General features: G+C 62.3%; 22 protein-coding genes. 12 read left to right on the top strand and 10 right to left on the bottom strand.

Annotated elements, in window-relative coordinates:
• Positions 1-17: 17 nt before the first annotated feature.
• The gene (locus AB0280_RS00660) at positions 18-896 is read right to left on the bottom strand and encodes a fumarylacetoacetate hydrolase family protein (RefSeq protein ID WP_366366016.1); all 879 of its coding nucleotides are present in this window, start codon (positions 894-896) and stop codon (positions 18-20) included.
• Between the two features lie 77 nt (positions 897-973).
• Between AB0280_RS00660 and AB0280_RS00655 the strand changes: the two genes are divergently transcribed.
• The 4 genes from AB0280_RS00655 to AB0280_RS00640 are packed head-to-tail and all read left to right on the top strand — an operon-like array spanning position 974 to position 4,205.
• The gene (locus AB0280_RS00655; RefSeq protein WP_366366015.1) at positions 974-1,723 is read left to right on the top strand and encodes a FadR/GntR family transcriptional regulator; all 750 of its coding nucleotides are present in this window, start codon (positions 974-976) and stop codon (positions 1,721-1,723) included.
• A 31-nt stretch (positions 1,724-1,754) separates the two neighbouring features.
• Positions 1,755-3,014: a DUF3500 domain-containing protein gene (locus tag AB0280_RS00650; protein ID WP_366366014.1), complete on the top strand. Its 1,260-nt coding sequence runs from the start codon at positions 1,755-1,757 to the stop codon at positions 3,012-3,014.
• On the top strand, positions 3,011-3,412 hold the full coding sequence (locus AB0280_RS00645; protein ID WP_366366013.1) for a nuclear transport factor 2 family protein: 402 nt from the start codon (positions 3,011-3,013) through the stop codon (positions 3,410-3,412). The genes AB0280_RS00650 and AB0280_RS00645 overlap by 4 nt, the downstream gene beginning before the upstream one ends.
• A 28-nt stretch (positions 3,413-3,440) precedes the next feature.
• Complete coding sequence (locus tag AB0280_RS00640) at positions 3,441-4,205, top strand: IclR family transcriptional regulator (RefSeq protein WP_366366012.1); 765 nt, start codon at positions 3,441-3,443, stop codon at positions 4,203-4,205.
• Positions 4,206-4,237: 32 nt separating this feature from the next.
• Here AB0280_RS00640 and AB0280_RS00635 read toward each other — a convergent pair whose 3' ends face one another.
• Together AB0280_RS00635 and AB0280_RS00630 are read right to left on the bottom strand one after the other, a co-directional pair.
• Entirely contained in the window at positions 4,238-4,972 is a 735-nt protein-coding gene (locus tag AB0280_RS00635) for a DAPG hydrolase family protein (RefSeq protein ID WP_366366010.1), read from the bottom strand.
• Complete coding sequence (locus AB0280_RS00630) at positions 4,969-6,267, bottom strand: MFS transporter (protein WP_366366009.1); 1,299 nt, start codon at positions 6,265-6,267, stop codon at positions 4,969-4,971. Before AB0280_RS00630 ends, AB0280_RS00635 begins: the two co-directional genes overlap by 4 nt.
• A gap of 227 nt (positions 6,268-6,494) precedes the next feature.
• Between AB0280_RS00630 and AB0280_RS00625 the strand changes: the two genes are divergently transcribed.
• From AB0280_RS00625 to AB0280_RS00590, 8 genes are all read left to right on the top strand, one after another.
• Positions 6,495-8,108 (top strand): bifunctional 3-(3-hydroxy-phenyl)propionate/3-hydroxycinnamic acid hydroxylase, encoded by a 1,614-nt coding sequence (locus tag AB0280_RS00625; RefSeq protein ID WP_366366008.1) that lies wholly within the window; start codon positions 6,495-6,497, stop codon positions 8,106-8,108.
• Between the two features lie 10 nt (positions 8,109-8,118).
• Entirely contained in the window at positions 8,119-8,385 is a 267-nt protein-coding gene (locus tag AB0280_RS00620) for a hypothetical protein (RefSeq protein WP_366366007.1), read from the top strand.
• A 777-nt stretch (positions 8,386-9,162) separates the two neighbouring features.
• Complete coding sequence (locus AB0280_RS00615; RefSeq protein ID WP_366366006.1) at positions 9,163-9,675, top strand: SRPBCC family protein; 513 nt, start codon at positions 9,163-9,165, stop codon at positions 9,673-9,675.
• Between the two features lie 129 nt (positions 9,676-9,804).
• Positions 9,805-10,698 carry an oxygenase MpaB family protein gene (locus AB0280_RS00610; RefSeq protein ID WP_366366005.1) on the top strand — a complete coding sequence of 298 codons (894 nt, stop codon included), beginning with the start codon at positions 9,805-9,807 and terminating at the stop codon, positions 10,696-10,698.
• Complete coding sequence (locus AB0280_RS00605) at positions 10,685-11,167, top strand: hypothetical protein (protein WP_366366004.1); 483 nt, start codon at positions 10,685-10,687, stop codon at positions 11,165-11,167. The genes AB0280_RS00610 and AB0280_RS00605 overlap by 14 nt, the downstream gene beginning before the upstream one ends.
• Entirely contained in the window at positions 11,167-12,171 is a 1,005-nt protein-coding gene (locus AB0280_RS00600) for a DUF6545 domain-containing protein (protein ID WP_366366003.1), read from the top strand. Before AB0280_RS00605 ends, AB0280_RS00600 begins: the two co-directional genes overlap by 1 nt.
• A 607-nt stretch (positions 12,172-12,778) precedes the next feature.
• Positions 12,779-16,333, top strand: coding sequence for a MobF family relaxase (gene mobF, locus AB0280_RS00595; protein ID WP_366366002.1), 3,555 nt, complete (start codon positions 12,779-12,781; stop codon positions 16,331-16,333).
• A gap of 653 nt (positions 16,334-16,986) precedes the next feature.
• The gene (locus tag AB0280_RS00590; RefSeq protein WP_366307807.1) at positions 16,987-17,271 is read left to right on the top strand and encodes a hypothetical protein; all 285 of its coding nucleotides are present in this window, start codon (positions 16,987-16,989) and stop codon (positions 17,269-17,271) included.
• A gap of 120 nt (positions 17,272-17,391) precedes the next feature.
• On the opposite strand, the gene AB0280_RS00585 is transcribed toward AB0280_RS00590, so the two are convergent.
• The 7 genes from AB0280_RS00585 to AB0280_RS00555 form a co-directional block, all read right to left on the bottom strand.
• Positions 17,392-17,883: a single-stranded DNA-binding protein gene (locus AB0280_RS00585; protein WP_366366001.1), complete on the bottom strand. Its 492-nt coding sequence runs from the start codon at positions 17,881-17,883 to the stop codon at positions 17,392-17,394.
• Between the two features lie 57 nt (positions 17,884-17,940).
• Positions 17,941-19,089: an ArdC-like ssDNA-binding domain-containing protein gene (locus AB0280_RS00580; protein ID WP_366366000.1), complete on the bottom strand. Its 1,149-nt coding sequence runs from the start codon at positions 19,087-19,089 to the stop codon at positions 17,941-17,943.
• Between the two features lie 84 nt (positions 19,090-19,173).
• Positions 19,174-19,686 carry a hypothetical protein gene (locus tag AB0280_RS00575; RefSeq protein ID WP_366365999.1) on the bottom strand — a complete coding sequence of 171 codons (513 nt, stop codon included), beginning with the start codon at positions 19,684-19,686 and terminating at the stop codon, positions 19,174-19,176.
• On the bottom strand, positions 19,673-21,496 hold the full coding sequence (locus AB0280_RS00570) for a type IV secretory system conjugative DNA transfer family protein (protein ID WP_366365998.1): 1,824 nt from the start codon (positions 21,494-21,496) through the stop codon (positions 19,673-19,675). Before AB0280_RS00570 ends, AB0280_RS00575 begins: the two co-directional genes overlap by 14 nt.
• Entirely contained in the window at positions 21,493-22,938 is a 1,446-nt protein-coding gene (locus AB0280_RS00565; RefSeq protein WP_366365997.1) for an ATP-binding protein, read from the bottom strand. Before AB0280_RS00565 ends, AB0280_RS00570 begins: the two co-directional genes overlap by 4 nt.
• On the bottom strand, positions 22,935-24,425 hold the full coding sequence (locus tag AB0280_RS00560) for an SCO6880 family protein (RefSeq protein ID WP_366365996.1): 1,491 nt from the start codon (positions 24,423-24,425) through the stop codon (positions 22,935-22,937). Before AB0280_RS00560 ends, AB0280_RS00565 begins: the two co-directional genes overlap by 4 nt.
• On the bottom strand, positions 24,418-25,737 hold the full coding sequence (locus AB0280_RS00555) for a type IV secretion system protein (RefSeq protein WP_366365995.1): 1,320 nt from the start codon (positions 25,735-25,737) through the stop codon (positions 24,418-24,420). Before AB0280_RS00555 ends, AB0280_RS00560 begins: the two co-directional genes overlap by 8 nt.
• Positions 25,738-25,767 lie beyond the last annotated feature (30 nt).

Raw genomic sequence — 25,767 nt, 5'->3', positions numbered from 1 at the left:
CAGGATGAGGTGGACCGTCACCGCAGTGCTCCCTGAATCTTGCGGGCGGTCGCGTGGCGGGCTTCGTTGCCAACGATGGTGTTGTGCAGCGTGCCGATCTTCTCCACCTCGACTTCTACGGTGTCTCCGGGTTGAAGGAGCCACTGCGGGGTGCGTGCGTAACCAACGCCGGAGGGCGTTCCGGTGGCGAGCAGGTCACCGGGGCGAAGGGTGAAGGTCTTGGAGATGTGCGCCAGCGTTTCACCTACGGTGTAGACCATCTCGGTGGTGTTGCCGTCCTGCACCGTCTCGCCGTTCACGCGGGTCTGGACCCGCAGGCCGTCGCGCAGGTCACCGACCTCACCGGCAGGGACCATGGGTCCAACCGGACCGGAAAGGTCAGCATTCTTGCCCAGGATCCACTGTGAAGTGAGTTTCTGGGCCCGGCGGGCCGTGAGGTCATTGAAGACCGAATAGCCGACAACAGCGTCGAGGGCTTCCTCCGGGGAAGCGTCCACGAGGCTCTCACCGACCCAGGCGACGATCTCCCCTTCCCAATCCAGACCATCCTCGCCGGACGGAACCGGAACCGCCGCACCGTCCACGGTGAGGGACTGTGTCCACCGCGCAAACAAGGTCGGGTATTCGGGAAGTTGCTGGTCCTTGAAGGAGCCCTCGGCGACGTGCTTGAGGTAATTCAGGCCTATGCAGATCACCCGGGCTGCGGGCAGAACCGGCGGGACGAACTCCACTGCGCTGACGGGCAGTTTCTCCCCCGAGGCCTCTGATCCGAGGTGCTGCGCCGGTGCGGCCCAGAACTCTTCCAGGCCGGCCAACACGGACACGCTTTGTCCGTCCTCGGAAAGTGCGGCGACCTCCACAGGTCCAGGATTGCGGCGGATACCAACGATCTTCATGGGTCTTCCCTTCACGCTCCGACAGCCATTGTCGAAAAGAGCTAAAACATTCGCACCTTTTGTGCTTCAATAGGAGCATGACACAGATCCCGGCAGCCGTACAGCCCCCCGTTCAGGACTCCGGGACACCTCCGAATGCTGCGCCTACAGGATTGAATCTGGCTGCGCCGCGTTCGCGGGCTGAACACCTGGCTGCGGCATTGGAGGAGCGAATCCGCGCCCAAGGTCTTGAGCCGGGAGCCCTCGTGGGGACCCTGCATGCGCTGCGTGAAGAGACTGGTTATGCCCGGGCGACGGTCAGCGAAGCGGTACGGCTTCTGCGGGAGCGGGGAGTGCTGGAAATCCGTCCCGGCCGCACCGGGGGCCTGTTCGTCGCCGAATCCAGCCCTGTCGTCCGGTTGCGCCACACGCTCCTAACGGTCGGGGAGCAGCCCTCGGCCGTCATGGATGCCATTGAACTGCGGGATCATCTCGAAGAGCTCATCGACGTTGGGGCTGCCCGGTGCCGCACTGACGCGGATCTGGCGGAGCTGCGGCTTCTCGTGGGCAATATGAAATCCTCGACGGGCTGGGACGGGTTTATGCGGGCGAACTGGGCGCTGCACGAGAGGATCGCCGCTATCTGCCCGAACGTGATGGCCCGTGCCGTGTATATCGGCACGCTTGGGCATCTGTCGTCGTCGGCTTTATCACGCTTCGATGAGGATGCAGCGGCAGCGGCGGCCTACAGGGCTGACCGTCTGCGGGTTCATGCCGAACTTGTGGAAGCGATCGCCAGTGGCGACATCGCCGCTGTCCGGCAGGCCATCACTAACCACAATCACTGACCCGATTATCCGAGCACGAAGGAGTGCGCCCATGAGCACTGCAGAATTCCGCCAGTATCTCTTCCCGGAAGGACATCCCCGCATCGAGGATGTTAAGGGCCTTGATGCCTACGCCTACCGCCAGGAGGCCCGCAAAGAGGGAACCTTCACCGGTGAACTGGTTAAGGGCTGGACACCTCTCTACCTGAACGAATTCCGAGGAGTCACCGAAGACGGCACTTTGCGGGAGGGCCTCTATCCTTTTGCGCCGGCGCTGCCAGGTGAGGAGGCCCCGGTCGCGGCCATGGTCGAAGCAGCCGAGGCACTGCTGGCTGCGGTTTCCGATGAGGACCGGAACAAGCTCACCTACCCCGTGGACGCTGTGGAGTGGCAGACATGGGCCAATCCCGAATTCATGCAGTTCGACACCGGCCTCAGGCTTGAGTTCCAGCCGCGGGACGTCCGCGAAAAGGCACTCACGCTCGTGAAAGCATCTCTAAGCCTGGAAGGCTATGAGCTCGCGCACGGCATGATGCTGATCAACGGTTTTTTGGGAGAGGTCGTAGGACTTGAAAGTGTCCTCAACGAGTTCAGCTACAACTTCGCCCTGTACGGGACGCCGCATCAGAGCGCACCGTGGGGCTGGCAGCTGTACGGGCACCACTGCGCAGTGAACTGCCTTGTCGTTGAAGGACGTATGTCCCTGAGCCCGGTCTTTTTTGGAGCCGAGCCCAACGAGATTGATGAGGGCCCTCACGCCGGTACTGCCGCGTTTGGAGACCGGATCCAGCTTGGCACCGACCTCATGGCCGCACTGCCCGCCGAACTGCAGGCCGCCGCTACGGTCTACCAGCAGATGGTCGACCCGGCCATGCCGGAGGGGCGGGTGCATCCGGGGGACGAAAGGCACCTTGCCGGCGCGTTCCAGGACAACCGGGCCATCCCCTTTGAAGGGATCCGGGTGGCGGACATGCCCGCCGACGCACAACAAATCGCCCTGTCGATCGTCGAAAAATTCGTGCTTCCTTTGCCTGAAGGCCCCCGTGCGGCACGGATGCGCGAGGTCCGGGAGCATCTGGAGGAAACCTGGTTCTCCTGGATCGGCGGGCACGAGCCCGGCGATGTCTTTTACTACCGGATCCAGTCCCCCGTTGTCATTGCCGAACTTGACCATCATCGCGGCGTGTTCCTGGACTATCGCATGCCCAAACAGTTCCATGTCCACACTGTCCTGCGGACCCCGCACGGCAACGACTACGGTCGGTCCTGGGTCCGCCAATGGCAGGCAGCACATTCGGAGCTCGCCCAATGAGCATCCACGCCGCCGAAGCCAGACACCAGATCGCAAATCTCCTGCACACATACGTAGCCATCGCAGACCGCAAGGACGTCGACGCCGTGGTTGACATGCTGGGAAACAGCCAGGTGCAGTTTCCCACTGCCACATCCACGGACCCGACAGGGGCACGTCAACTTTTCACACGGCTGTGGAGCAGCCCCGAGGGGCACCGGCACGACGTCAGCAACCTGATCGTCTACCCGGGACCTGAGGAAGGCCAGTGGCGTGCCACCGCCCATTACACCCGCTGGCTCCTGACGGGCGGTGCCCCGTTCGTGCCCACCCTTGGCCAGTACGAGCTCCTGGTGAACAGCGGGGATTGGTCCCTTCGGGAGTTGACCGTCAGCCGCATCTGGACCGCCGGAACCTAAGAGGCAATGATGTTCCGGTGATGAAGCCGTGACGACCCTTTCCCGTGTCAGCCTGGTCCTGGACGCCCTCGCCGAAAGCCGGGGGCGTCTTAGCCTGTCTGAACTCGCTGCCCGCACAGGCCTTCCCCGATCCTCCGTGCACCGGACCATCCAAGACCTGGAGGAAGAGCTTTACGTTGTCCGCACACCAGGTCGACCCGGTTACGCCCTGGGCCCGGGTGTGCTGAAATTCGGCATGGCCGGCCATCTTCATCTGCTCAGCGCCAACCGGGGACAGCTGGTCTCCCTGGCCCGGGCCACGAACGAGAACGCGGAGCTGGCCATTTTCAGCGGCCGTGAAGTCGTCATCGTTGATCAGGTGGCGTCCCCTGAGCGGCTCAAGGGTGTCACCAAAGTCGGCAGAAGCTTTTCCCTGCATGCCAGCTGCATTGGCAAGGCCCTGCTGGCGGCGCTTCCCGCGGCCCGGGCCGACGACCTCCTCCCCCAGGAGCTCGAACGGTTCACAGACACCACCATCACGGACAAGGTGGAGCTCCAGGCCGAGGTGGAATTGATTCGGCGCATCGGTCTGGCCGTGGACATTGAAGAGCACGATCGGGGCATCTGCGCCCTCGCCACAGCGATGACCGGCCCCACTGGCGCCCTGCAGGCCATTGCTGTCGTTATGCCGACAAGCCGCTTCGGCGCCAAGAGCGCCGCGGCCTTGGACGGCCTGAAGGAGCTGAACCCAGCCATTGACCTTCCGAATGCGTTGAAATACTTGGACTTAAAGAAGCGGGCCGGACTCGGTTGAGTCCAGCCCGCTTCTTGAGGCGGTTTTGGGTGTTACCAGGGACGCGGGATTGTCAGTTTGCCGCGGTTTTCTGCGACGTAGAGCGGCGGCAGGATCCGTGAGAGGAACGTGAACTCGTCGTAGGCGTGCTGGAGGAGGTTGGGCCCGAGCGCCTCATTGACTTCGGTATTGACCTGGTCCGGACTCAGGCCAGCTTCAGGAAGGTCGTAGCCAAGCAGGAAGTGGCTGCGCATCACCAGTCCCCATTCGGTGTCCCGCCCGATGTGCAGCAGACGGCCGCCCAGCACCGAACCGTCTTCCCGCCGCGGGGCGTCATGGCCAAAACCCACATGCCCGATGATCGCCGTTGAAACGGCGCCGCTTTCACGAGCGGCCGAATAGGCGGACGCGGTAAAGAACTCGGCCGGATCGTGGAATTCGATCAGGAGGTCCTGGTCGGGAAGTCCGGTCAGTTTCTCTGTCACGATGTGGGTCGAGCCGACAGCCTCGCCGGCAGTGCCTCCGGTCCAGGAGCTGGCACCATGATCGATGGGGTGCCACCACCCGTACTCGCGCGGCCCGGGCCGGCTTCCGAACCACCAGGAGAACATCTCGCCGGTGCATCCGTGCATATCGGTCCTGGCCGCGACGTGCAGGACGCCGGAGTCAAGACGGCGGTACCCGGTTTCGATAGCCATCGGCGCCGGATCCAGCAGCCGGTCGAAGTCAAACAAGCGATCCTCCAGGGCGGTGCGCGGTTCGGTAGCGGTGTGCTGTAACAGTGTCATGCGGGGACCTCCGAAGGGACAAGCGGCTCGCCATGGCGGCCGTGGGGGTGACGGAACGAAGCGTGAGTAGTCTTCCGGTCAGCCACGTACAGGGCCGCCAACGCGGCCAGGCACACAGCCGCGGCAGTCGCGAAAGTGCTGAAGGCATTAGCGGATCCACCGGCGGCGATCGCAGCCCCGCCCAGGGTCGGTCCGAGGAAGGCGCCGATGAAGGAGGTGCCGTTTGACCAGCCCAGGGCTGTTGCCCGGGCCGGAAGCGGGTAGATATCGGAGGTTGCGGTGTGCACAAGGTTCATTGTGGAGTGCCCCCCAATGCCCATGAGCGAGATGCAGGCTACGGCCACCGGCGCCGAGAAGGGCAGGGCCAGGATGCCCACGAGCCCCAACAGCGTGCATGCTCCGGTGAGAACGGCGGCGAGGGAAGCACCCCATCGGTCTGCGATCGAAGCCGTCGCGAAGGAACCGACCACAGCTGCCCCGGTCAGGACGAAACTGAACAGCAGGGCCACCTCCAAGTTCAGGCCAAGGCCGATCATGGCTTCGACCACCCAGACGTTCAAGCCCTGCCAAGCGATCATGTTCGCCACGGCACACGCTGCAATGATCAGCGCCACCACCGCACCGCGGCCTGCGAAAACGGCCGCGAGCTTGTGTCGTGCCGTCCAGGAACGGCCGGCCACCTCGGACTCGGTGGTGACCGGGAACTTTGTCAGAAGGACGGCAACCAGAATCGCCAGGGTAATGGCGGTACCGATGAAAAACATCGGGCGCCAACCGAAGGTCGGCAGTACCGGAACGGCGATCAGGGCCGCAACGACGCCGCCAAGCGGAATTCCGGCCATCGTGATGGTGACGACCAGGGACCCGCGCCGTGCCGGAGCATTGTTACGGGCCACGGTCATGGCCGTTGTCAGTGCTGCACCGACGCCGAGGCCGGCCAGGAAGCGGGCCAGGCCCATGATGAGGCCGTCCGGGGAAAGCCCGGTCAGCGCCGCAGCCGCAGCGAACACGGTGATCGCTCCTGCCAGAACGGCCTTACGGCCGAACCGCTCCCCCAGCAGCGGGGCGATCAGCGCACCCACGATCGCTCCAATGTAGACAACGCCCCCGATCAGGCCGATTGCCTGGTCCGTGATCCCCATCGACTGATCCCTCAGGATGAGCGGGACAACCTGACCGAACACGATCAGGTTATAGCCCTCGATCACGGTAATGATCATGCACAGCGCGATAATTGCCGCACTCGACTTCCCCGTCTTTGGAGTGTCGGCAGCGGCAGCAGATGGTGACAACATTCGTGCTCCTCTAATTGGGCCACACCTCCTCGGGCGGCGCTCCATTGCAATAGTGGGGACAAGGTGTGATCTAAACAACACAACTGTCCCGGAACCCGGGACACTGCTCCTTCGCGATAATTGCTGTCCCGGAAATTGGGACGGCGTGTGAGGCGAATCACGTCCAGTTCTCTACGGTTGATGCAGTGACGCCTCGAAGTGGGGGCGTGAAATCGAAAGGCATGTCAATGAAGACCACCGGCGGACCAAGCCTCCACAGCGCAGACGTAACCATCGTCGGGTTCGGGCCCGTGGGAAAGCTCCTCGCGCTTCAGCTCGGACGCCGCGGGCACCGGGTGCTCGTCGTCGACCGCAAGGAAACCGGCTATCCGCTTCCTCGCGCCGTGACGCACTGCTCGGACTTTGCGCGGATCCTGCAGTCTGTCGGACTCTCCCCCGACAGCATCCCCGAGGTGACCGAGCCTTACGACGACATGTATGTCTGGCGGAACGGTCAAGGTGAAACGCTTGTCGAGGTCGACTGGAGCGGGCGCGGGGAGTCCGGCTGGTACAACACCTACTTCTTCAACCAGCCGGCGCTGGAGGACCGTCTCGATGCACTGGTCGAGGAACTGCCTACCGTCACGGTCCTCCGCGGCTGGGAAGCCGGCGACATATCCCAGGACAAGGACAGCATCAGCGTCAAACTGAACCGGACCAGCGATGGAGAACAGGTCACCGCCGTGTCCGGGTGGCTTATCGGTGCCGACGGAGCCAACAGTGCCGTGCGCCAGCAAGCTGGACTCGAATGGCACGACGAGGGCTTCTTCTACGACTGGCTCGTCGTTGACGTCAAACCAGGACCCGGCCTCGACTTCCCCCACGTCGCCTCTCAGCTGTGCGACACCTCCCGCCCGGCCACAATGGTCCCCGGCGGGCCTGGGCGGCGCCGCTGGGAGTTCATGCGCCTGCCAGGGGAAACCCGGGAAGAACTGAACCGCACCGAGAAGGCCTGGGAGCTGCTTTCCCCTTACGGTGTCACGGCGGAAAACGCGGAACTCGAACGGCACTCCGTGTATACCTTCCAGGCCTGCTGGGCCACGGAGTGGCGCCGGGGGAGGATTCTCCTTGCTGGCGATGCGGCCCACTTGATGCCTCCGTTCGCCGGTCAGGGACTCGGAGCCGGGGTCCGCGATGCCATGAATCTGGCATGGAAACTGGCCGCGATCATCGACGGCCTCGCCGATGACTCCCTGCTCGACACATACGGTCCGGAGCGTTCCCAGCATGCCATCGCGTTCGTGAAGTTCTCGGTGAGTCTTGGCCAAGTGATTTGCCTGACCGAGCCGGAAGAAGCAGCAACACGAGATAAGCGCATGATCGCTGAATGGGCAACGAAACGAAAAGCCCCGGCCCCGCCCCGGCCCGGGCTTGGCCAGGGCCTGCACACCGGCCCACACGGCGGAGAACTCGCCATTCAGGGGCGTGTGGCCGGACCCGGCCAGACGACCGTGCTGTTGGATGACCTACTGGGCGGCCCCGGCGTCGTTCTCGCAAAACGCGCCTCCATGCTCGCGGACATCTCCTCGGAAGACCAGCAGCGCCTGGGACTCATTGGAATCCGCCTGGCCACCCTTAAGAAGGACAGCGACGTCAACAGCGACGTTGAGGTCATCGATGACATCGACGGAACCTACCACCAATGGCTTGACTCCCTCGGCACCCCGACCGCCCCTGTCGACGCGGTCCTGATCCGACCTGATTTCCATGTGTACGGGACAGCAACTGGTGCGGAAACCAAAGGCCTCGCCGCGGGCTTCCTTGCAGGACTCCACACCCGGCACCTCGCCGCCGCCTCGTAGGAGTGACCTAATGCGCCGCGTACTGGACTGGAGTGCTTTGCCCGGAATAACGGTCGAGATCCGCCAAGACGGACACAGCGTCTGCCAGGGCCTTGTTGAGGCTGTCACCCCGAACGGGGACATCCTTTGGGTCCAGCAGCACACCGGCGACAGACGGCTCTACGACAAAGCCTCGCGCTACGAAGCCTGGACCTCCGAGGACCGGCCTGGGTTCCTCTACAGGACCTCGACCAGCGGTACAGCAATTTCGCTCGGAACTTACCAGGCCGCCTCCTGACTGCGGCGGGGCAGCATGGCGGCCACCCGGGCCGTCGAAAATCGCAACGACACTGCCCCGCCGCTGCCTCGCATATGTGAAAAGCCGCCTGTCTTGAACGGATGGGACGTGTACGGTGGCTGGACGCGCTGCAGTTTAAGCGCTTCCAGTGCTTTCACTGTCTGCAGGCTGACTTGAAGAAGAGGTCAGCGTATGAGGTTCGTCCGGTTCTTGTGGCGGTGCGCCGAAAAAACTTGCCGCGCCTTAGAGCGTTCTGGAGCGGCGACTAAATGACGCCTTGGGTGCAGATTCAAATCACGGCGTCCCCGCAGCTGTTCGACTCCTAACATCCTTAGAATTGAATCTCGTTCGAACAAGGCAACGAGTTGCAGGGCCTTATGAGTGATACAAACCGCCACATCGCTTTGACAGCAGACTCGCCGCACCTTCTGTCCAGTTAGGCCACACCCCAACCTAACGTCAGAAGGGGGGTATCAAAACTGTCAGATCAGGCCCATAAATATAGTTCCTACACATGTCCACCTGGCAGTCCTAGATTCAAACCTGACACTACCCCTGCTCTTCTACCAGCTTCGGCCTGTACTTCTTGGTTGCTGCAGCACGGCGAAGCCTGTGGGAACTAAGGGTGCGTGACAATCGCCTGGGACCGGAGGCGAGGATGAGCGCCCGCAGCATTGACAAGTCCAGCAAGAGTGGAGACGTCAAATATTCGTTCCTCACCCTTCTTAATTGAGCGGGCAGAGCAGACCTTGCCGGCGATGATGCCAAGATAACTGTATGAAGGCCCGCCTCTTCGACTTCAGCTCTACCTGGCAGCTCCCCGCCTCGCCCGAAGAGGTGTGGGCCGTAATCGCAGACACCGATATGAGCTGGCCTCAGTGGTGGCCGCACTGCACCTTTGCTGCGCCGCTTGAGCGAACCGAAACGACGAGCAAGGCTCCAGAGGAGACTCTGAAGGCCACCACAGCCCACCTGAACTTCAAAGCCTTCCTGGGTTACACGCTCACCATCACAATCCACCCGACAAAGGTGACCTCCCCTCAGGAAATAGAGTTCGATGCCGGTGGCGACTTGCAGGGCATGGGCAGAGTAACCCTTGTGCCCCAAGAACAGGGCAAGACGACCCGCATGGACATAGAGTGGCGTGTGCGGCCTACCCAGCGCTGGATGGATGTGCTGACACCGGTTGCCGCTCCGGCTTTCAAGGCGGCACATGCCCTCATGATGCGGCAGGGGGAAAAGGGCTTAGAGCAAGCACTGGCCAACAAGAGGATAAGAAAACCTGCGTAGACCCGTCTACATTTGCCTAGTCATGCCGCAGCAACAGTTCTACGATGTAAGCAAGTTAGCCGAGCTGGGGAGCCTTCGCAGCCCACAGTTCGAGCGTGCAATAGCAGCCACTAGGAACCGGGGGCCACGATGAAGCTTCATCCCACCCTCGCTGACAGTCTCCGCCGCCAAGAAAGCTTTTCTCCGAACGACTGGGAAGCCACCTTCCGCACCATGGTCCTTTACGACCTGGCGGCAGACATGGAGCTTGGCTTCTTCCTCTCCTACTACAGGAATTTTGCTATTCCAAGCATCGCGGCCACTCTCCACGGGAACGGCGAAATCCAGGAGCGTCCCATGAAGCGCTCTTATGACACCGCCATTGTCATTTACGAGCTCATCGCAAGCGGCCTCGATAGCGACCGGGGACAGCACATGATCGCTCTACTCAATCGCGCTCACCGCAACGTCCCCGGCAGCCGAGACGAGTACCTATATGTTCTCCTGACCCTGCTGGTCGTCCCGATCCGCTGGGCCCAGCACCATGCGTGGCGCCAGCCCACACGAGCAGAGCTGGCCGCTGCATCCCGCTTCTTCGCTGAGCTGGGGTCGCGAATGAACATACACGGCATGCCCGGGACCTACGCCGAAGCGGAGCGCTTCTTTGACCAATACGAGGCAACGCATGTCGGTCCATCGGCTGAAGGCCAAAAGCTGATGGACGCGACCGTTCAAGTCTTCCAGAGCCGTCTGCCGCTTCCTTTACGACCCTTCGCTGCAAGGATGATCAGCGCGATGCTCGCTGATGACCGGCTCGTGGCCGCGCTCGGGCTCCCCCGCACCGGCCAAATCTCTCGGGCTGCCCTAAGGAGCATGTTGGCAGTCCGCAACAGCTTCCACCGGCGGCGACCTCTGGACCGAAAGCCCCATTTCACGCCTGGAAAGGCGGGCTCGTCTTTGTACCCGGGCGGCTACTCTCTGGATCAAATCGGCCCCGTCAAGGTTCCTGACCCGTCAACCTTCCGAAGCAATGAACTATCGTGAAGCTCGAAAAGTAGCCCGCAAGGCGGAGCAGGGCTTCGGCTTGCCCAAGGCCCCAACGCTCCAGCTCATCCAGGACGAGCTGGAACGGCAAAGAAATCGGCCCATAATTGTCGACGAGTTGCCCGGCTTATCGGGATCGGGACTGTGCGGCCTCTGGCTCATCTGCGCAGACCGCGACATCGTCTTGCATGCCCCCGTGAAGTCGGCCTGGCACCGGCAGCAGATCGTCCTTCACGAGTTCAGCCACATGATTCTCTGTCATGATCTCCAGGACAGTAATGCGGACCTCGCCGCGACCTTCCTGCCTGACCTAAACGAGGACGTACTCCGAGTGCTCGGACGCAGCAGCTACACGGATGGCGCAGAACTTATGGCTGAAGCCTTGGCGGACCAGCTTGCAACTCGGATCATCAACGGCGACGTCGATGCCATGCCCGAGCCCTTGGCATTTCGCCAAGTATTCGGCTGATGGAGGCAGTCCCTGCCGCCGCACTCTGGGTCCTGACCATCCTCAGGCTTCCAACAGCGCTCGACAAACACCGGGGAAGCGTCTTCCGCGCCACTATCCTCGCCGCAATCGCCTGCACCCTTTATGTTCCGGCGATCTACTACACCGTCGATCCATTGCTGGGCGGACATAACCGCGTCGGGCTGGTTACCCTCCTGTCCTTGCTCCTGGGATTCTGGCAGTTTCGCACGGCGATTCTTCAGGCAGCGGTTACAGATACAGAAGCACGACGGCGGCAACTCGCCTTGGGCAGGTTCGCTGCTGCCGCCGTGTGCAGCACAGTGACCGCCGGGTTTCTCGCCAGCCGCGTCGATCACACTGATCCCAATTTGCCCTTGACGTACGCCGACCAGCCCGGGATGGCAATCTTCCTCTGGACAGGCTCCGCTTTCATCATGTGGGTCTGCCTCGATATTGCCCGAGTCTGCCGCAGCAACGTCCCGCTCATGCATGCACCGGCCTTCCGGTCGGCGTTCACTCTTATCGCAGGGGGATGCCTCCTGTTCGCGCTTGTCCTCCTGGACCGGCTGATCTACGGCGCTGTGATTGCAGCCGAAGGCGCCCACAGTCAAACAGCTGCCGCCCTGACAAGCTTCTACTGGATTGGAGAGACGGCTGCTGTGCTCCTGGTCAGTCTCGGCCTACTTCTCCCCCGTCTGGCGGGACGCCTTAGACAGGGGATCTTCGCTCTGCATGCAAGGCTGCTTCTCATGAAGATCAGTCCAGTCTGGAACGATGTGACGAACTGTCAGCGTGAACTGGTCCTGCAGGACCGCCGCACCGCATTGCCTGCACTCTTCAGTCGACATGCTGAAACCCAGCTTCACAGGCGCCTCGTTGAAATTCGAGACTGCGAAATGGCCAGCCCTCAAGCCCGCGAGCGACTCAACGCACACCATCTTTGGGTAGTCGAACGCGCCGAGCTCTTACTCGAAAGCCGCTCGGCAACGCACCTACCTCGATAGGATCCAGCCTTCACACCTCTGGCATCCAAGGCGTCAGCGTTAGGTGCCATCACGGCCAGTCATGTCGCCCCTCTGAGACTCACCGATGAATCAACGTGAACCAGAAGACGTGCGAAGAGTGCCATGCCGCTTTCGAACCCACGAGAAGGAGCCAGCGGTTCTGCTCCATCCGTTGCGCAAACAGGCACCGGAGTCGTCGCCACCGGAACACCATCCGATCTTCCACAGTGCCGGCAACAACTCTGAGCTCGCCGCACCTCAAAGCGCAGTTGCAGGCCACGAAGCGTCGTCTGGAGTCCGAGAGGATATTCCGCGAGCGCCAACGCCAAGTGATTCAGTCCAAGCTCCGCTCTCAAGCCGCAGAGATCGACCGACTCGAAGCCGAGAGTTCGGAACAGCGACTAAGCATCAACCTCCTCCAGTCTGAGGTCGCACGCCTTAAACGAGCTCAACGGACTAATGTGCAGGACCTGGCCCACACGGCGGCTTTGCTTGTCTCGATCTCCCGCGCCAAGGGAGTAGCTCTTGACGTCAGAACCTTGGACATCCTCCGACGGCGGGGATGGGATCCAGGCAAACAGCAGGCAGGGGCGCCGAGACTGTGACCATGTCTATCGCGCGTCTGTCTGCCCAGTCGGGTCTGCGCTACCTGTTCAAGACGACCATGATGGATGACGTTTCCATTTCTCCCCCGGACTCCACCACGTACTACTTGAAGGCGGCCACACCCCAGGGCCGATGGATAGGCGGCGGACTAAATGGGATCAGCAAAACGCCAGGTGAAGTCGTCACGGAAACCGAAGCAAGGGCGGTTTTCGACTTGGCGATACATCCGCGAACCGGCACTCCCCTGGGCCGGCCACACGCCCATCGTGCCGCTGTCGAGGACAAGGCCGGACAATCAGCGCAACGGAACGCGGTCGTCGGCTTCGACCTCACGTTCAGCGTGCCAAAGTCGGTATCAGTACTTTGGGCTTTGAGTTCCCGCAGCAAGCAGCAGCAGATCCTGAGAACGCACCACGAAGCGGTCCAGGCGACCCTTGCGTGGCTGGAAACGAATGTAATTCACACGAGGGCCGGCCGTAACGGTGTCGCCCACATCGGCACACGGGGAGCCCTTGCCGCCGCCTTCGACCACTGGGAATCACGCTCTGGCGATCCGCAGCTCCACACGCATTTGGTTATCGCCAACCGCACACAACGGGTCACCGACGGATCCTGGGTCACTCTCGACTCCCGTGCTCTTTACAAAGCAGCCGTCGCGGCGAGCGAACACTACAACGGACTCTTGTTCGATGCCCTCCAACGGAATCTCGGGTGCGACACCGAGATCCGCACTCCCCTCATCACAACGCGCAACCCTAGCCAACAGCTCAGCGGAATCGATGAAGAACTCATCCGCGAATTTTCTAATCGCTCCCGGCTTATTGATTTGGAAACTGATCGACTCGTGGCGTCATGGACTGCAGAACACGGCCATCCCCCTACCGCCACGACAACCATCAAGCTCCGCCAGCAGGCAACTCTCACAACACGCCTACCGAAGGCCGAGACGCCCTCACCACTTCACCAACTCTCTGAAGAGTGGCAGGCTCGAGCAATTGCCAAAGGTTTTCAGCCAGGTGACGTCCTCGCCCACACAATCAACCGCTCCCGCGTCGTTCCTTTTACCTTTGTGGACTTTACCCCTGACTGGACCTCCGCCGTCGCGACCATCCTCAGGGAACGGGTTGCCGGAAAACGCTCAACCTGGAACCGCTGGAACCTCATTGCAGAAGCGGAAAGAGTCTGCGCCCAAATCCGCTGCAGCACTTCATCTGACCGTGCCGCACTAATCGATGCCGTCGCCACCGCTGCCGAACAACAATCAGTGCCGCTCAACGGCTACCGCTATTGCCTTCCATCGAACGCTGGCTCGGACCTGCAACTCAACCATCGGAGCGTTTTCGACTTCCAGGGGTCACTCCTCTACACAGACACCTCAACACTCGCTTGCGAGGACGCCATCATGACAGCAAGAAAAGACGACGGCGGACCAACTGTGCGCCCAGCAGTCATCATGGACTCGCTGGACGGCGCCCGCCAGCTGCAAGTGCCAAGGCTACAGGCCGATCAGCGCGCGGCCGTTGCCGAGGTCGTCCTTAGCGGAAATCGACTGGACGCCCTTGTCGGACCGGCGGGAACGGGAAAAACCACCGCTCTGGGCGCGGTGAAGGCAGTTTGGGAGGCCGAGTACGGGGCAGGCAGTGTCATCGGGCTGGCCCCGGCTGCGGCGAGCGCAGAGGTGCTGGGCCAGGAACTTCGCATGGCCACCGAGAACGTTACCAAGTGGCTGCACGAGTCGACGGGACACGGTGCGGCCACACGGGCTGATCGCTTCTTCCACATTCAGGAACTCCTGGGTTCGTCCAGGTTCAGCGAACGCCGGAGCCTTGCATTTGCTCAGGAAGCTGCCCGGCTCGCCGCAACCCAACAGCGCTGGTGCTTTCACCCGAATCATCTCGTCATCATTGACGAAGCGTCCATGGTGTCTACCTTTCAGCTTGCAGCACTTGTGCGACAAGCAAAAGAAGCCGGTGCGAAAATCCTCCTGGTGGGAGACCCAGGCCAGTTGGACGCTATCGACGCCGGCGGCGTCCTGGGCTGGCTGGACCGCCAAGGAATGACCACCCGCCTCAGCACTATTTGGCGATTCCACGACGAATGGGAGCGCGCCTCGTCCCTCAAGCTGCGAGCGGGAGACTACTCGGCAATCGAGGACTACGAGCAGCATCGCCGGATCCGGCACGGTTCCTACTTAAGCATGCTGGACCAGGCCTATCTTGCGTGGCAGGCCGACAGGCGCGCTGGTAAGTCGTCCATCCTGATCGCCGCAGACAACGAGACCGTCAACATGCTCAACGAGCGCGCCCGAGCAGACCTGGTGGCCCAGGGAGTTGTGGATGCAGAGCTTGCCGCTCAACTCACCGATGGCTTGCGGGCGGGTTCCGGGGACACTATCATCGCCCGCGCAAACAATCGCCGACTCATCGACAGCGAAGGCGAATTCGTCCGGAACGGCACGTTGTTTGACGTCAGAGCCGTCAACAAGCCCGATGGCTCGGTTCTCGCACTGCGGCGGGAGACTGGGGCAACCGTCGTACTCCCCCGGACCTATCTTGAGACGTCCGTTGAGCTGGGCTATGCGACTACGGCCCACCGATCCCAAGGCCTCACGGTGGAAACCGGGCACACGGTGATCACACAGGGTCGGTTGACCCGCGAGCTGCTCTACGTGAGCATGACCCGCGGCCGGTCCGGCAACTACGCGTACGTCAGCCAAGGCAATGACTCTGACCACCAGGCCGTCGATCCTTCGCAGCAGCTGTCTTGGCGCAGCATCCTCGGCGAGGTACTGGCTGCAGAGGGGGCTGAGCGGACTGCACACGAGGTACGCGAGGCGGAGCGTTCGAAGGCGGACAGCCTTGAACGGCTGTATGCCGAGTACGACTACCTCGCCCAGATTGCTGCCGGTGAGGACCTCCGACGCTGTCTGGGAAAGCGCGCCCCGCGCACAGTGCAGGAACTAACCGCGTCACCATCGTGGGGGGCCGCAGCTGCGGTCTGGCGTAAGGCATCAGCACTCAGCCGTCACGGCGCTGAGTATGTCATGGAGCAAACTATGCAGGACAGTCGTTCAGTGCATGACCCGATAGCCCTCCTCAGCGCGCGGCTTCGTCGCTACGCAAAAGGAACACCGACGACGGCGATAGACCCTTTGAGCGAATCGTTCCCTGTGCTGGGGCCCGGGTTGGCAGACATGATCGCCCAGGTTCGCGAACGCATCCGGCGAAGGATGGAATCTGTCACCTGGGCCGCCCTAACGCAGGACGCTCCCTGGAAGGATGAGCTGACTGCGGCCGTGGGTGCGGCAGCATCCTTGGGCGGGCTAATTCGCGAAGTTGCCCTGTTCAGGGACAGATGGGGAATCTACGATTCTCACCTGCCATTGGGAGCTCGCCCGGCGGACTACGAGTGGGAACAGCTAGGCCAACGGGAAAGAATTCAGGAAGAAATTGAGAGGCCCGATAGCTGCCAAGCTGTCCCTCACGAAGAGATGCGTCCATCTGATATGCATCGATCCCAGCAGGTCGTCCTTACGAGTTCCGGCTGGCAGATCTAAGCTGATGTAGAGGCAAAACATTGGTCGTGAACCCAGCGGTGAAACCGAGAGTTGCGACAGCCGGGTTGGTACTGGCCACCGCGGCTGTTCTATCAGTGGCTGCCCTTTCTCTGGTTCTCCTGCCATCCACCGGTGTCCCCTTCTTTGCAAAATTAATGGTCGAGGCCACCCTGTTCGCGGTTGCACTGCTTACCGGATGGCAATGGTGGCGACGGACCATGCAACGGCGCGCGTGGCTGGAAGAGGCGACGGAACAGTGGAGATTCTTCAGCAATGCCAAAACGCTCGCCCGCACAACAGCGGAGGTAACGCTGGTCAGCGTTGACGCAGTACAACCCGCAGGCTCTTGGGTCACAATCCGGTGGAACCGCTTTAACCACACTCAGCGGGCCTGGCTGGAGTCGCTGCCGGAAGCGATCTGGCCCGGATCAGTCCTGCTCATCTCCCCGGACCCTGCCCAAGTGATGCCTGGCGCGCCATGGCCTGACACGTACTTCATTCAGGCGGTCGATTGCTTGGCCTGGGCACCTGCCCAGGGCCGCCCGACGAGTGCCGGAGCGCCATACACAGTGAATGCACCTAATACCTGAAGCTCCTCGCGCTGACCGGTCCCCGGGCAGTCCCCATTCGAACATATGTTCTATAGTTATTGCGTGATCAAGTCCGGCTCTCCTGAAGACCTCGAGCGCATGATGGCCCGGATGGACGCTGAGTCGAGCCGTCCGATCGATGATCCGGCGCCTATTCGGGACTTCCCGAAGTACGGCCGGCCGTTAGTGTATGTCGGCGGAATCTACGGCAAGGCCGTTGGCTGGACCCACAAGTACGGTCTCATTGAGTGGCTGGATTCCGCCGACAAATACCACATGGGTTGGGCTCACTCCTCCAGCATCAAGCGGGTGGAACCGGACGAATGGAAGGGCAGTTCGCGGCTGTAGCAGGCACAGCGGTCCATTAGCGAGACAGCAAGACACTGGCCTGGTCCTCAACGGAAGGACCAGGCCAGTGCCCTGTCTCGCTAGCGGGCAGGCTCAGTAGGCCCACCCTAGGGCGCAAGGTCAGAGACTTACCTCATTCCGCGCCGGCTCGCCGAAAGGGGATACCGACACCGGACCCTTGGTTGAGATGTTGTAGGAAGGCTCCGGCGCCGCCTGCAGGCCAGCCTCTGCTGAAGCGCCCGGCCCAGCGGCACGCGCAGAACGCTGGTATGCAGCGGTACCGAAGCGAAGGTCCGGACCAATAGTCTCTGCGACTATCCGACGAGCCTCACGGCGCTCCCCATCCTTTTCGAAGGAACGGAATTCGAGTTCGCCCGAAACGGTGACGGGGTCGCCCTTCTTCAGCGAATTGGAGGCATTCTCGGCGAGCGCCCGGAACGCGGAGACATTGTGAAAAACAGGCTCACCATCACGCCAGGATCCATCTGGAGCCTGAACGCGCTGGTTCACCGCAACGCGCAGTTTGGCGTGGGCCACCCCCGACTCACCGTACGTCAGATCCGGATCTGCCACGAGGTTGCCGGCGATGTTGATCGGTATTTTGGTGCTCATATCGTGCATCCTTCCTTCGCGGACGGGAGTTTCCCATCCCACGCTTTACGGCTGGCCTCACGGCCCAGAAATTTCGAGACCACGCGACGGTCCCTCTGTCGGCGTCGGCCCCGCATATGTTTCCTGGCCTTCAACGCGCGCGGAGGCTTCTGCAGCCGGAACTTTCCCGCCCAGTCCTGGCGGATCGGTCACTTCGAGAATTTCCTTACTTGCGGCCGTCACCCGGCCAAGAACTGATTTGGCAATATCCACGCGTGAGGCCGACTGCTTTCGGGACGTAGCTCCAGCGGCTGACTGCTCGGCTTCGATAACTGCATCAGCCCAGCCGGACAGATAGCTTGCTGATTGGGGCCCCCTATCGATTCCATGCGCCTTAAGCACCGTGTAGGCCACTGACTCCGCCTCGACTTCGGCCAGCCCACGGTGATCCACGCTGCTCCCGTACAGCTTCCCCACGTTGTCGTTTGGCCCGTGAAGCAGAACGTGCCCCAGCTCATGCGCGAGCACCGCTGCGCGTTCCTCTGAGTTCAACCAGCCTCCAACCTGAACGCGGTGCTCGGCAAAGTCTGTGAAGCCGCTTGTGAGCCCGAACTGCGAGTCTGTGACGTGCACTGAGAAGCCATGAGCGCGGGCAACGCCGGCCAACGACTCCCACAGCCGCGGCACTTCGACTGAAGTGAGTCCAACTGATCGAGGAATCAGCAGCGGGGTACCCTCGGTTTGGGAGACGTCGAAGACTGCTTGGCCCCGCCAGCCAGTGATGAGCGTCTTCTTCCCCTCGTCAACGGCACCCTTGGGAGCCTTGTCGCCAACAGGGATGCGGTGATGCGTGCCGTCAGGCAAGAGCACCTGTTGAACGCGGGTCGTCCTCGGCGCAATCACCCACAAAGCGTGCTCACCGCGAAGAACAGTCCGCCCGTGCCGCTCCCATTCCTTGTAGCCGGCCACGAGCGTGGGCTCGTCGGTACCGCGCTGTGCCATCTGCATCATCAGCAGGGCAACGTTCCCCCCGGAGTAGCGCCACAGGCTGGCGGAAGCGTCAAGGAGAACCTGCCAATGTGAGGGCGATTCGACAGCCTTTTCAAGAATCGAGTGGAGTCCGTCCATCAATGCAGCAACGCGCTCCTCCGGCGCCATTCGCCGGGTCTCCAGCGCGGAGTTCAGGCCGGCGGTTGGGTTTGACGGAACTTCGGGTGCAGCGGCCACGACAGCCACCCTTCTGCTTCATGGGCCGCAGCTAAACTGCGCAGACACCGGTTCATGGTTACCGGGTCATTGGAGCGACATGACTCAGAATTCGGGAACCAGTTGATGGGCCGCCTTGCACCAGTCGAGGAAGGCGGGGTCGTCGTTCGCAAGCATGCGCGGTGCGGGCTCCTTGTGTGCCTGCAACCCGACGCATCCGGCCGCTCTGGTGTGCGTCCTCAGGCGTTCGACGGCATGCGGAAGCCTTTCGTGAAAGGCGAGCGGCCCGAAGCCGGGATCGTCCGTCGTGTAGGAGGCCAGCTCCGCGCGGTGCAGCGCGTACAACTCGGCCACGATCTCAGGGTGACGCCACCAGCAGTCCGGGACGACCGACGTCGTCAGTTGGTAGGTGGCCACGAGCCATCGCACCCAGGCAAATAGCGATCGCCATGCCTCCTGTGATTGCTCTGTGGTCATCTCCCGCCAGCGGCGGGTTACGGATTTGGGGCCAGCCGACCCGGAAAATGCCGACCTGAAAAGCTGTGCAGTGATCTCGTCGTCCCCAAAGGAACCTGAGGAGGGAACATCAAACTCATCGACGTTGTCACGGCTGTGCATCAGGAGTCTCTTCGGTCTTCTGTTGACGTTGCTTGTGCCCGTCGGCCAACAGGCGCTCCATCTCAGCCTTCAGGCGGCGCAGTTCCCCCGCGTCCTTGCGCTTGTGCCATTCCAGGAGATCCAACAAAATGGGCCGCGTGCGCCGACCCAGCATGAGTGCGGTGCCAGCAGGGAGGCGTCGAATCTCGTCCAAGGCGATCACCGGACGGTCACGAAGCTGTTCACCGTCCTGCCGGCCCTGCGACGACCAGGAACGCGTGGTGAGCGTCAGGCTGCGCTCGCCGAGCAGACCGGCAAGCGATCGGAGATCGTGTTCGTCAGATCCACCTCCGAAAATCACCTTGATGATGGCGGAGTCCCATATTGTTGACGCTTCATCGATGGACCAGCCCGAACGTGCCTGGGAGAGGGATTGGAGGACGACCAAGGTGGAGATGCCGATGCCGCCGCCATCAGCCAGCGCCACGGGCAGGCCCGGCCAGGGGGCCAGGTTGGCGATCTCATCGAGTATCAGGGACAGCGGCGGCTCAAGCCTGCCGCCTGGCGAAACGAATGCCATTTCACGTGCCGCGCTGTCGATGTCGTCGATCAGCGCGGAAAGATATGGACCGGCAGCAGCCGCGCCCGCGCGCGTGCCGATCAAATAGAGCGTGCCCCGTTCTCGAATGAAGGCCTTCGGATCAAACTCCTCGGAATCGTCCTGCGGGTTCAGTGCCGCCAAAACCTTCGGTGAAGACAGCGGGGCAACCGCTGCCGAGACACCGATCCAGGAGTTCGAGGTATTCCGTGGGTCGTCTTCCAGGATTCCCATCAGGTCTGACTGCCAGCCAAGCGCCGCGCCAGGCCTGCCCAACACCTCCAGTGCTTCCCGGGCCAACACGGGACTGGAGGACCAGCGTCGGAATGCAGACACTCCCTCGCCGGACAGCGCAGCAGCATGGAGCAGGCATTGGAGGACGATCAGCGAGCGCTTCTGCCACGCAGCGTTTTCGCCCTTCATCTCCGTGTCCGCGGTAATGACCAGCGCTCGCCGGGTGGCAACGTCCGGGTCCTCGCATCCCCGGACCGGTGACCAGCGGAGGGACGACGGCAAACCTGACATGCCCTGCGGATCGAAAACCGTCACTGGTCGGTTGTGGGAAGCCCTCGCCTTCATGGTCACGACAAGGTTGTCTGCCCGAGTGGACGTCGTCACGACGGCGCCCGGCGCATCGAGGATGGCATTGATGACTACATACAGGCCCTTGCCGGACCGTGGAGCACCTTGGATCACCATCGATTCTTCAGTGGAGACGTGAACCGTGACGCCGCGGGAACGGCCCAGGGTCCAAGACAGGTCCTGGACCGAAGGCTTCACCAGTCCCGGGCGCGTGAACTTCCCCCGCTTCTGCACCGCCCTCGCCCCAAAGTCATGGACGATTTCGGCGCGACGGGCAACTCCGTCGCGGTTCAGGATGTCCTGCCGAAGCCAGGCCCCCGATTGCTTCCACCGCCTCCACGCAATCATCGCAGCCACGGCGAGCGCTCCGGCCAGCAGCAGGGCCGGAGCCAGGATCCACCAAATGCTGTCCGTGCCGATTGCGCAGTCCCCGCGGCGGATGACTATCCACTCCATCCTGTTGGCCAAAAGTCCGACGACGGCACCCGGGTTGAAGGGCGACGGCGGCAAGGCGCCGCAGTGCAAAGAGGTCGCGAGCTGCGCCGCGGCCTGCACCAGCGCGCAGAGACATACGTAAGCTGCCGCTCCAACGAGAGCAGCGGTGACGAGCGGATTGTCGCTGGCAGCCCGGGAACTCGGTGGCCGTCTCACAGCATCCTTTCGTCTGTCCCGAAAACGTCCAACTCGTCGGTTGTCACACGGTTGGCAACGATGAAGGAGCGGTTCCCGACTTTCCAGAGACCGACGCCCTTCGGAAGGTTCTCTACGTGCTCGCACTCAGCTTCCGTGAGGCCCAAGGCTTCCTTTGTAAGTCGCATGGCATCGTGCTTCTGGCGGTAAATGATCCTGGTATCTGCTTCCGTGAGGAGACCCAAGGCCTTCTGCCGATGTCCGCTGGTGCTGTCACCGATCTCATTGAGGTCAGCGACCTTATGCATGATCAGCAGGTTGGCAATTCCGTATGTTCTGGCAAGGCGCCACTGCTCGCTCATCTTCGCCAACATGTAGGGATCGGCGAGCATCCGCCAACCTTCGTCGTACACCACAAGGCGCTTGCCGCCGTCGGGATTGGTGATTGCCGCCTCGAGCCAGGTGGCGCCGCAAGCGGCGGCTAGCGAAAGGGCCTGCTCTGACGCTCCGATCAGGGCGGAGGTATCCATCACCATCATTGGGGCGTCCGCGTCGAAGGCTACGGTGGACGGAGCATCGAACATGCCCTCGAGATCGCCGGACACCGTGCGCCGGAGGGAATGGCTGACGGCGGTTCCGCCCTCGACCCCGACGAGGGCCACCATCTCCTTGGACGGTCTCAGCAGATGGTCCAGCACCATGGGCAGCGTGGGGTTGGAGTTTTCCGCCATGGTTTCCATGAGGGCGATATCCAAGGCCGTGTGCTCGACAGGGCGGAGCGGCATGCCTTGACGCATGAGCGAGACCAGTGCCACCAGGAGATAGCGGCGCCGCTGCCGAACGACCGCCTGCCACTGCGCCTCGGTTAGAGCGCTCGACCGTGGCCCGGCGTCTAGCGGATTTACGCGTGCCGGACGGCCAGGTCCGACGGAGATGACTTTGCCACCGACAGCTTTGGCGACGGGGACCCACTCACCCTTGGGATCAGAGGCGACTGCTGCTTTCCTGCCCAACGTAATGGACCGCGCCACGAGCGACTTGCCGCACATCGATTTGCCTGTGCCGACGGTTCCGATAACGACGATGGATGGGCCGCTGATGATCCCTTTGTCGTAAAGGATCCAGGGATCGTAGGAGAAGGCTCCCGACCCGAAGACATCGGTTCCGATGTACGTGCCTTCGTGCCCCAGCCCCGATTCCGTAAGAAACGGGTAAGCGGCCGCGAAGGTCATGGTTGAGGCGCGGTGCGGCGCTGGACGTAACCGGTGCGGGCCCCGGAGCGAGTTCGGTTCTTTACTCCCCCAATAGCCCGTCCCGCGAAATTTCTGAAGTCCCGGCTGTTCATGCTCCGGCGGAGCACTCGCCCACCCGGACTCCTGGGGTGCCGGTTGGCGTCGTGCTTTCCACTCATCCCGGTTCTGGCCCGACGGAAGATATTCCAAAGAGGCCTTGGTCATCTTCATCGCAGTCCCCTTCCCAGTGGCAGGCCGCTGGCAACAAAGGCCGCCCATTGCTGTCCGTAGAGAAGCCGCAGCTCAACAAAAGCGCCCGCCGCTGCGGACTCAAGCTCCTGGCGGTGCCGTGCCAAGTCCTCCAATGAAGTCGCTGTGACCGTCATATATGCGGCCGGGCGGACGTCACCGTGGCCGGCGACAATCTCTTCCTCCCGTTGTGTCACTTCTTCCTCCTCGGCCCTTTGCTCACGAGTGAGCGGCCTGTCGAAGCGTGCATTGATGCGGCGACGGGTCTCGTGGGCTTCCTGGGCTGAGCGGATGTCACGAAGTGCTTCAGAAGTAGGTACCGCCCTAATAACCTCGGTAAAGGTGTGGCGGAATTCGCCCACATAGATCAGAGGGTGAAGGAAGCCCGGAAAGACTTTTTGCCGCGGCCATTCAGCGATCCAGAAGGTCTGATGGAAGCCGGAATCCGTCCGCAAGTACGTCCAGTGCTCCTCGACGCCCATGGGTCCGTGCCTCGTGAGGTAATCGGTAGACTCTGCTGCTGCGTTCGACGGCGGCACTGCCGCGGCCTGCGATTTGCCAGGGGGCAACAGGGCAGGATCGAAGGCACCGCGGATGATGGCAAGCAGCCCCGGCTCGCCGAGCCATTCCTCGACTTTGACGTTGTGGGTGCCCAGTGACGTTCGTATCGCCTCGACTTCGAGCGCCACGACGTGTTCAAGGCCGGTGATGCCCCCGCCCGACTCCCTGATCCGCCGTCGCGCCTTGCTCGTGTCCACGACAACGGCGACGACCAGCTCATGGCTCATAGCTGAGCCGGCGGCCCCCAGTAAGTCCTCGTATGCACGTTGGCCCCATCCAGCGTCTTCCTTGCGGTCTCGCAGGGCATTCTCCCTGTAGAAGTCCCAGAGGGACGATGACGGGTAAGGCACGGTGTAGTCCTGGATGGCGATGCGGGCAACGCTTTGCCGTTGGGCCATGCCGGCCTGAACGCGAGACCAAGCCTGGACTGCCCACGCCTTATCGTCAGCATCCAAGAGAGCGAACGACCGCGTACTGCACCGCAGCACCGCGATTGCCTCCTTGCCGTGGCCATCGACCAAGAAGCATTCCCCACGGGGGGTCGTTCGAATCTCCAGACTGCCCAACCCACCCGGAAGGGCAAGTCGGCCGGCAAGGCGTGGTGCTTCAGGCTTTGCTAGGAACCTCGTCTGGCCCGCAGCTGCGCGGTAGAAGAACGTCGCGATCTGTTGTGCCCAGACTGGATATGGGACGCGGGAGTACTGGAGGATTCCGAGCAGTATCAGCGCGAGCCACATAGGCCCAGTAGTGAATAATCCGACCGGACCGTGGCTCGCCGAGGCAACGATAGCGACGGCAACTCCCCCGGCGACGATGAGCAACTGGTACCACTTGAGCCCGAGGAAGAAGCCCCGGCGTTCGTACCTTGGGAATTTGACGGCTTCCAACGCGCGCCCGTCTTCAGACATGAGGGGTGCCTCCCTTCGGAGGATCAATTCTTGGTGGCTGGGGTTTCGGAGGTTGCGGGCTCGACGGCCCGGGGGTGTTAGCGGAAGGCCGCGCTCGCGGTCCCGGTTCTGCAGGTGCGCTCTGCCAGACTGGTGCTGGAGCGTTGCTGCCCTGTCCTCGTAGACCAGCGCTCACGAACCCGGTCGGTTCCGCGGACTGTGATGCTTCCGGTGATCCGGCTGAGGATCCTGTTTTCAAGGCCCTCTGTTCTCCATCGCGGCCCGGTGCGGTCAACCCGGCGGCCACAGGAGGAGCTGACACCTGTGTCGGAAAGACGTTACGGCTTGAACTGACGGGCCGAGTCATAGCGGAACGAGTCACCATGTTCGCTAGGGTCAGGCGGCCGCCTGCCTGCCGGCTAATTTGTCGGGCCGCAACACTGGTGCTTCGCGACAGGACGTGGCCACCGCCCGCCGTTTGGGCAGCTGCAGCCAGTTCCCCTCCAGCGAAGCTCACGAGGCGCAAAGCCATCATGGGTGCCCCACACGCGAGGGCCATGCCTACGGTTCCGGCTGCCAAGCCCGCGAACGACTTGGAGTCGGCGAAGAGCTTTACGGCGACGGCCAAGACGGTTGCAGCCAAGGGTTTCGCCACTACCAATGCGACAACGACCTCACACCAGCGACGAGCCCATGATTTTGTCTTATCCCAGGGCAGCAGCATGAGTGCCACGGGAGCCACGGCGGCGAGGACAACGAGGGCAAACGATCGGAATATCATCGAGCACATCAGGATGAAGGCGAGTATCCAGACGACCACGACGGCCATCATGGTCACCACGGCCGCGCCCGCTGGACCGCCGGTGTTACCGGGAGCCAGCGAGACCAGGTTCCATTCCCGGCCGCTTCCCTGTGGCGCTCGTTCAAAGCCGAAAAGCCGCATGAAGACGAGGTAGGGATCGGAACCAATGGATTGGAGCAGGGCGGCGGATGCCTGGTCTGTCACCCGGGTCAGCTGACGAACGAGGTAGACGGCGGCCCCAACCAGTGGGATGGCGAGGGCGCCGCCTACCATCGCCCTTCCAATGCGTCTCGGTTGCTGGCTAATCAGCCCGGAGAGCAGTTGCAGAATCATCACGACGGCGAGCGGAGTCAGCATCACAACCACCCACCAGCTCGTCAGCCCTTCGATGGACAGCCATTGCGAGTCGTCGACGTTCGACACAGTGAAAGCACCCGTGATGAAGGCCCACAGCCACGACGCCATGTTCTGCAGGATGTTTGCGAACAGTGACGTGACCGCGCCGAGGGCGTTGTCGTTGGCCTGTGACACCAGGCCGCATCCGGGTGGCCACCATCCATT

Source organism: Pseudarthrobacter sp. 902506025, assembly GCF_040702325.1.
In the GTDB taxonomy this organism is placed as follows: Bacteria; Actinomycetota; Actinomycetes; order Actinomycetales; family Micrococcaceae; genus Arthrobacter.
This window is presented reverse-complemented; position numbering and strand designations above follow the sequence as displayed.

What these genes read in the sequence shown, in the direction of transcription:
- AB0280_RS00585 (WP_366366001.1), bottom strand. Translation starts at nt 17,883, where the DNA reads ATGAGCACCAAAATACCGATCAACATCGCCGGCAACCTCGTGGCAGAT.
- AB0280_RS00630 (WP_366366009.1), bottom strand. Translation starts at nt 6,267, where the DNA reads ATGTTGTCACCATCTGCTGCCGCTGCCGACACTCCAAAGACGGGGAAG.
- AB0280_RS00655 (WP_366366015.1), top strand. Translation starts at nt 974, where the DNA reads ATGACACAGATCCCGGCAGCCGTACAGCCCCCCGTTCAGGACTCCGGG.
- AB0280_RS00615 (WP_366366006.1), top strand. Translation starts at nt 9,163, where the DNA reads ATGAAGGCCCGCCTCTTCGACTTCAGCTCTACCTGGCAGCTCCCCGCC.
- AB0280_RS00645 (WP_366366013.1), top strand. Translation starts at nt 3,011, where the DNA reads ATGAGCATCCACGCCGCCGAAGCCAGACACCAGATCGCAAATCTCCTG.
- AB0280_RS00650 (WP_366366014.1), top strand. Translation starts at nt 1,755, where the DNA reads ATGAGCACTGCAGAATTCCGCCAGTATCTCTTCCCGGAAGGACATCCC.
- AB0280_RS00605 (WP_366366004.1), top strand. Translation starts at nt 10,685, where the DNA reads ATGAACTATCGTGAAGCTCGAAAAGTAGCCCGCAAGGCGGAGCAGGGC.
- AB0280_RS00610 (WP_366366005.1), top strand. Translation starts at nt 9,805, where the DNA reads ATGAAGCTTCATCCCACCCTCGCTGACAGTCTCCGCCGCCAAGAAAGC.
- AB0280_RS00625 (WP_366366008.1), top strand. Translation starts at nt 6,495, where the DNA reads ATGAAGACCACCGGCGGACCAAGCCTCCACAGCGCAGACGTAACCATC.
- AB0280_RS00600 (WP_366366003.1), top strand. Translation starts at nt 11,167, where the DNA reads ATGGAGGCAGTCCCTGCCGCCGCACTCTGGGTCCTGACCATCCTCAGG.
- AB0280_RS00565 (WP_366365997.1), bottom strand. Translation starts at nt 22,938, where the DNA reads ATGAAGATGACCAAGGCCTCTTTGGAATATCTTCCGTCGGGCCAGAAC.
- mobF (WP_366366002.1), top strand. Translation starts at nt 12,779, where the DNA reads ATGTCTATCGCGCGTCTGTCTGCCCAGTCGGGTCTGCGCTACCTGTTC.
- AB0280_RS00635 (WP_366366010.1), bottom strand. Translation starts at nt 4,972, where the DNA reads ATGACACTGTTACAGCACACCGCTACCGAACCGCGCACCGCCCTGGAG.
- AB0280_RS00660 (WP_366366016.1), bottom strand. Translation starts at nt 896, where the DNA reads ATGAAGATCGTTGGTATCCGCCGCAATCCTGGACCTGTGGAGGTCGCC.
- AB0280_RS00560 (WP_366365996.1), bottom strand. Translation starts at nt 24,425, where the DNA reads ATGTCTGAAGACGGGCGCGCGTTGGAAGCCGTCAAATTCCCAAGGTAC.
- AB0280_RS00575 (WP_366365999.1), bottom strand. Translation starts at nt 19,686, where the DNA reads ATGCACAGCCGTGACAACGTCGATGAGTTTGATGTTCCCTCCTCAGGT.
- AB0280_RS00620 (WP_366366007.1), top strand. Translation starts at nt 8,119, where the DNA reads ATGCGCCGCGTACTGGACTGGAGTGCTTTGCCCGGAATAACGGTCGAG.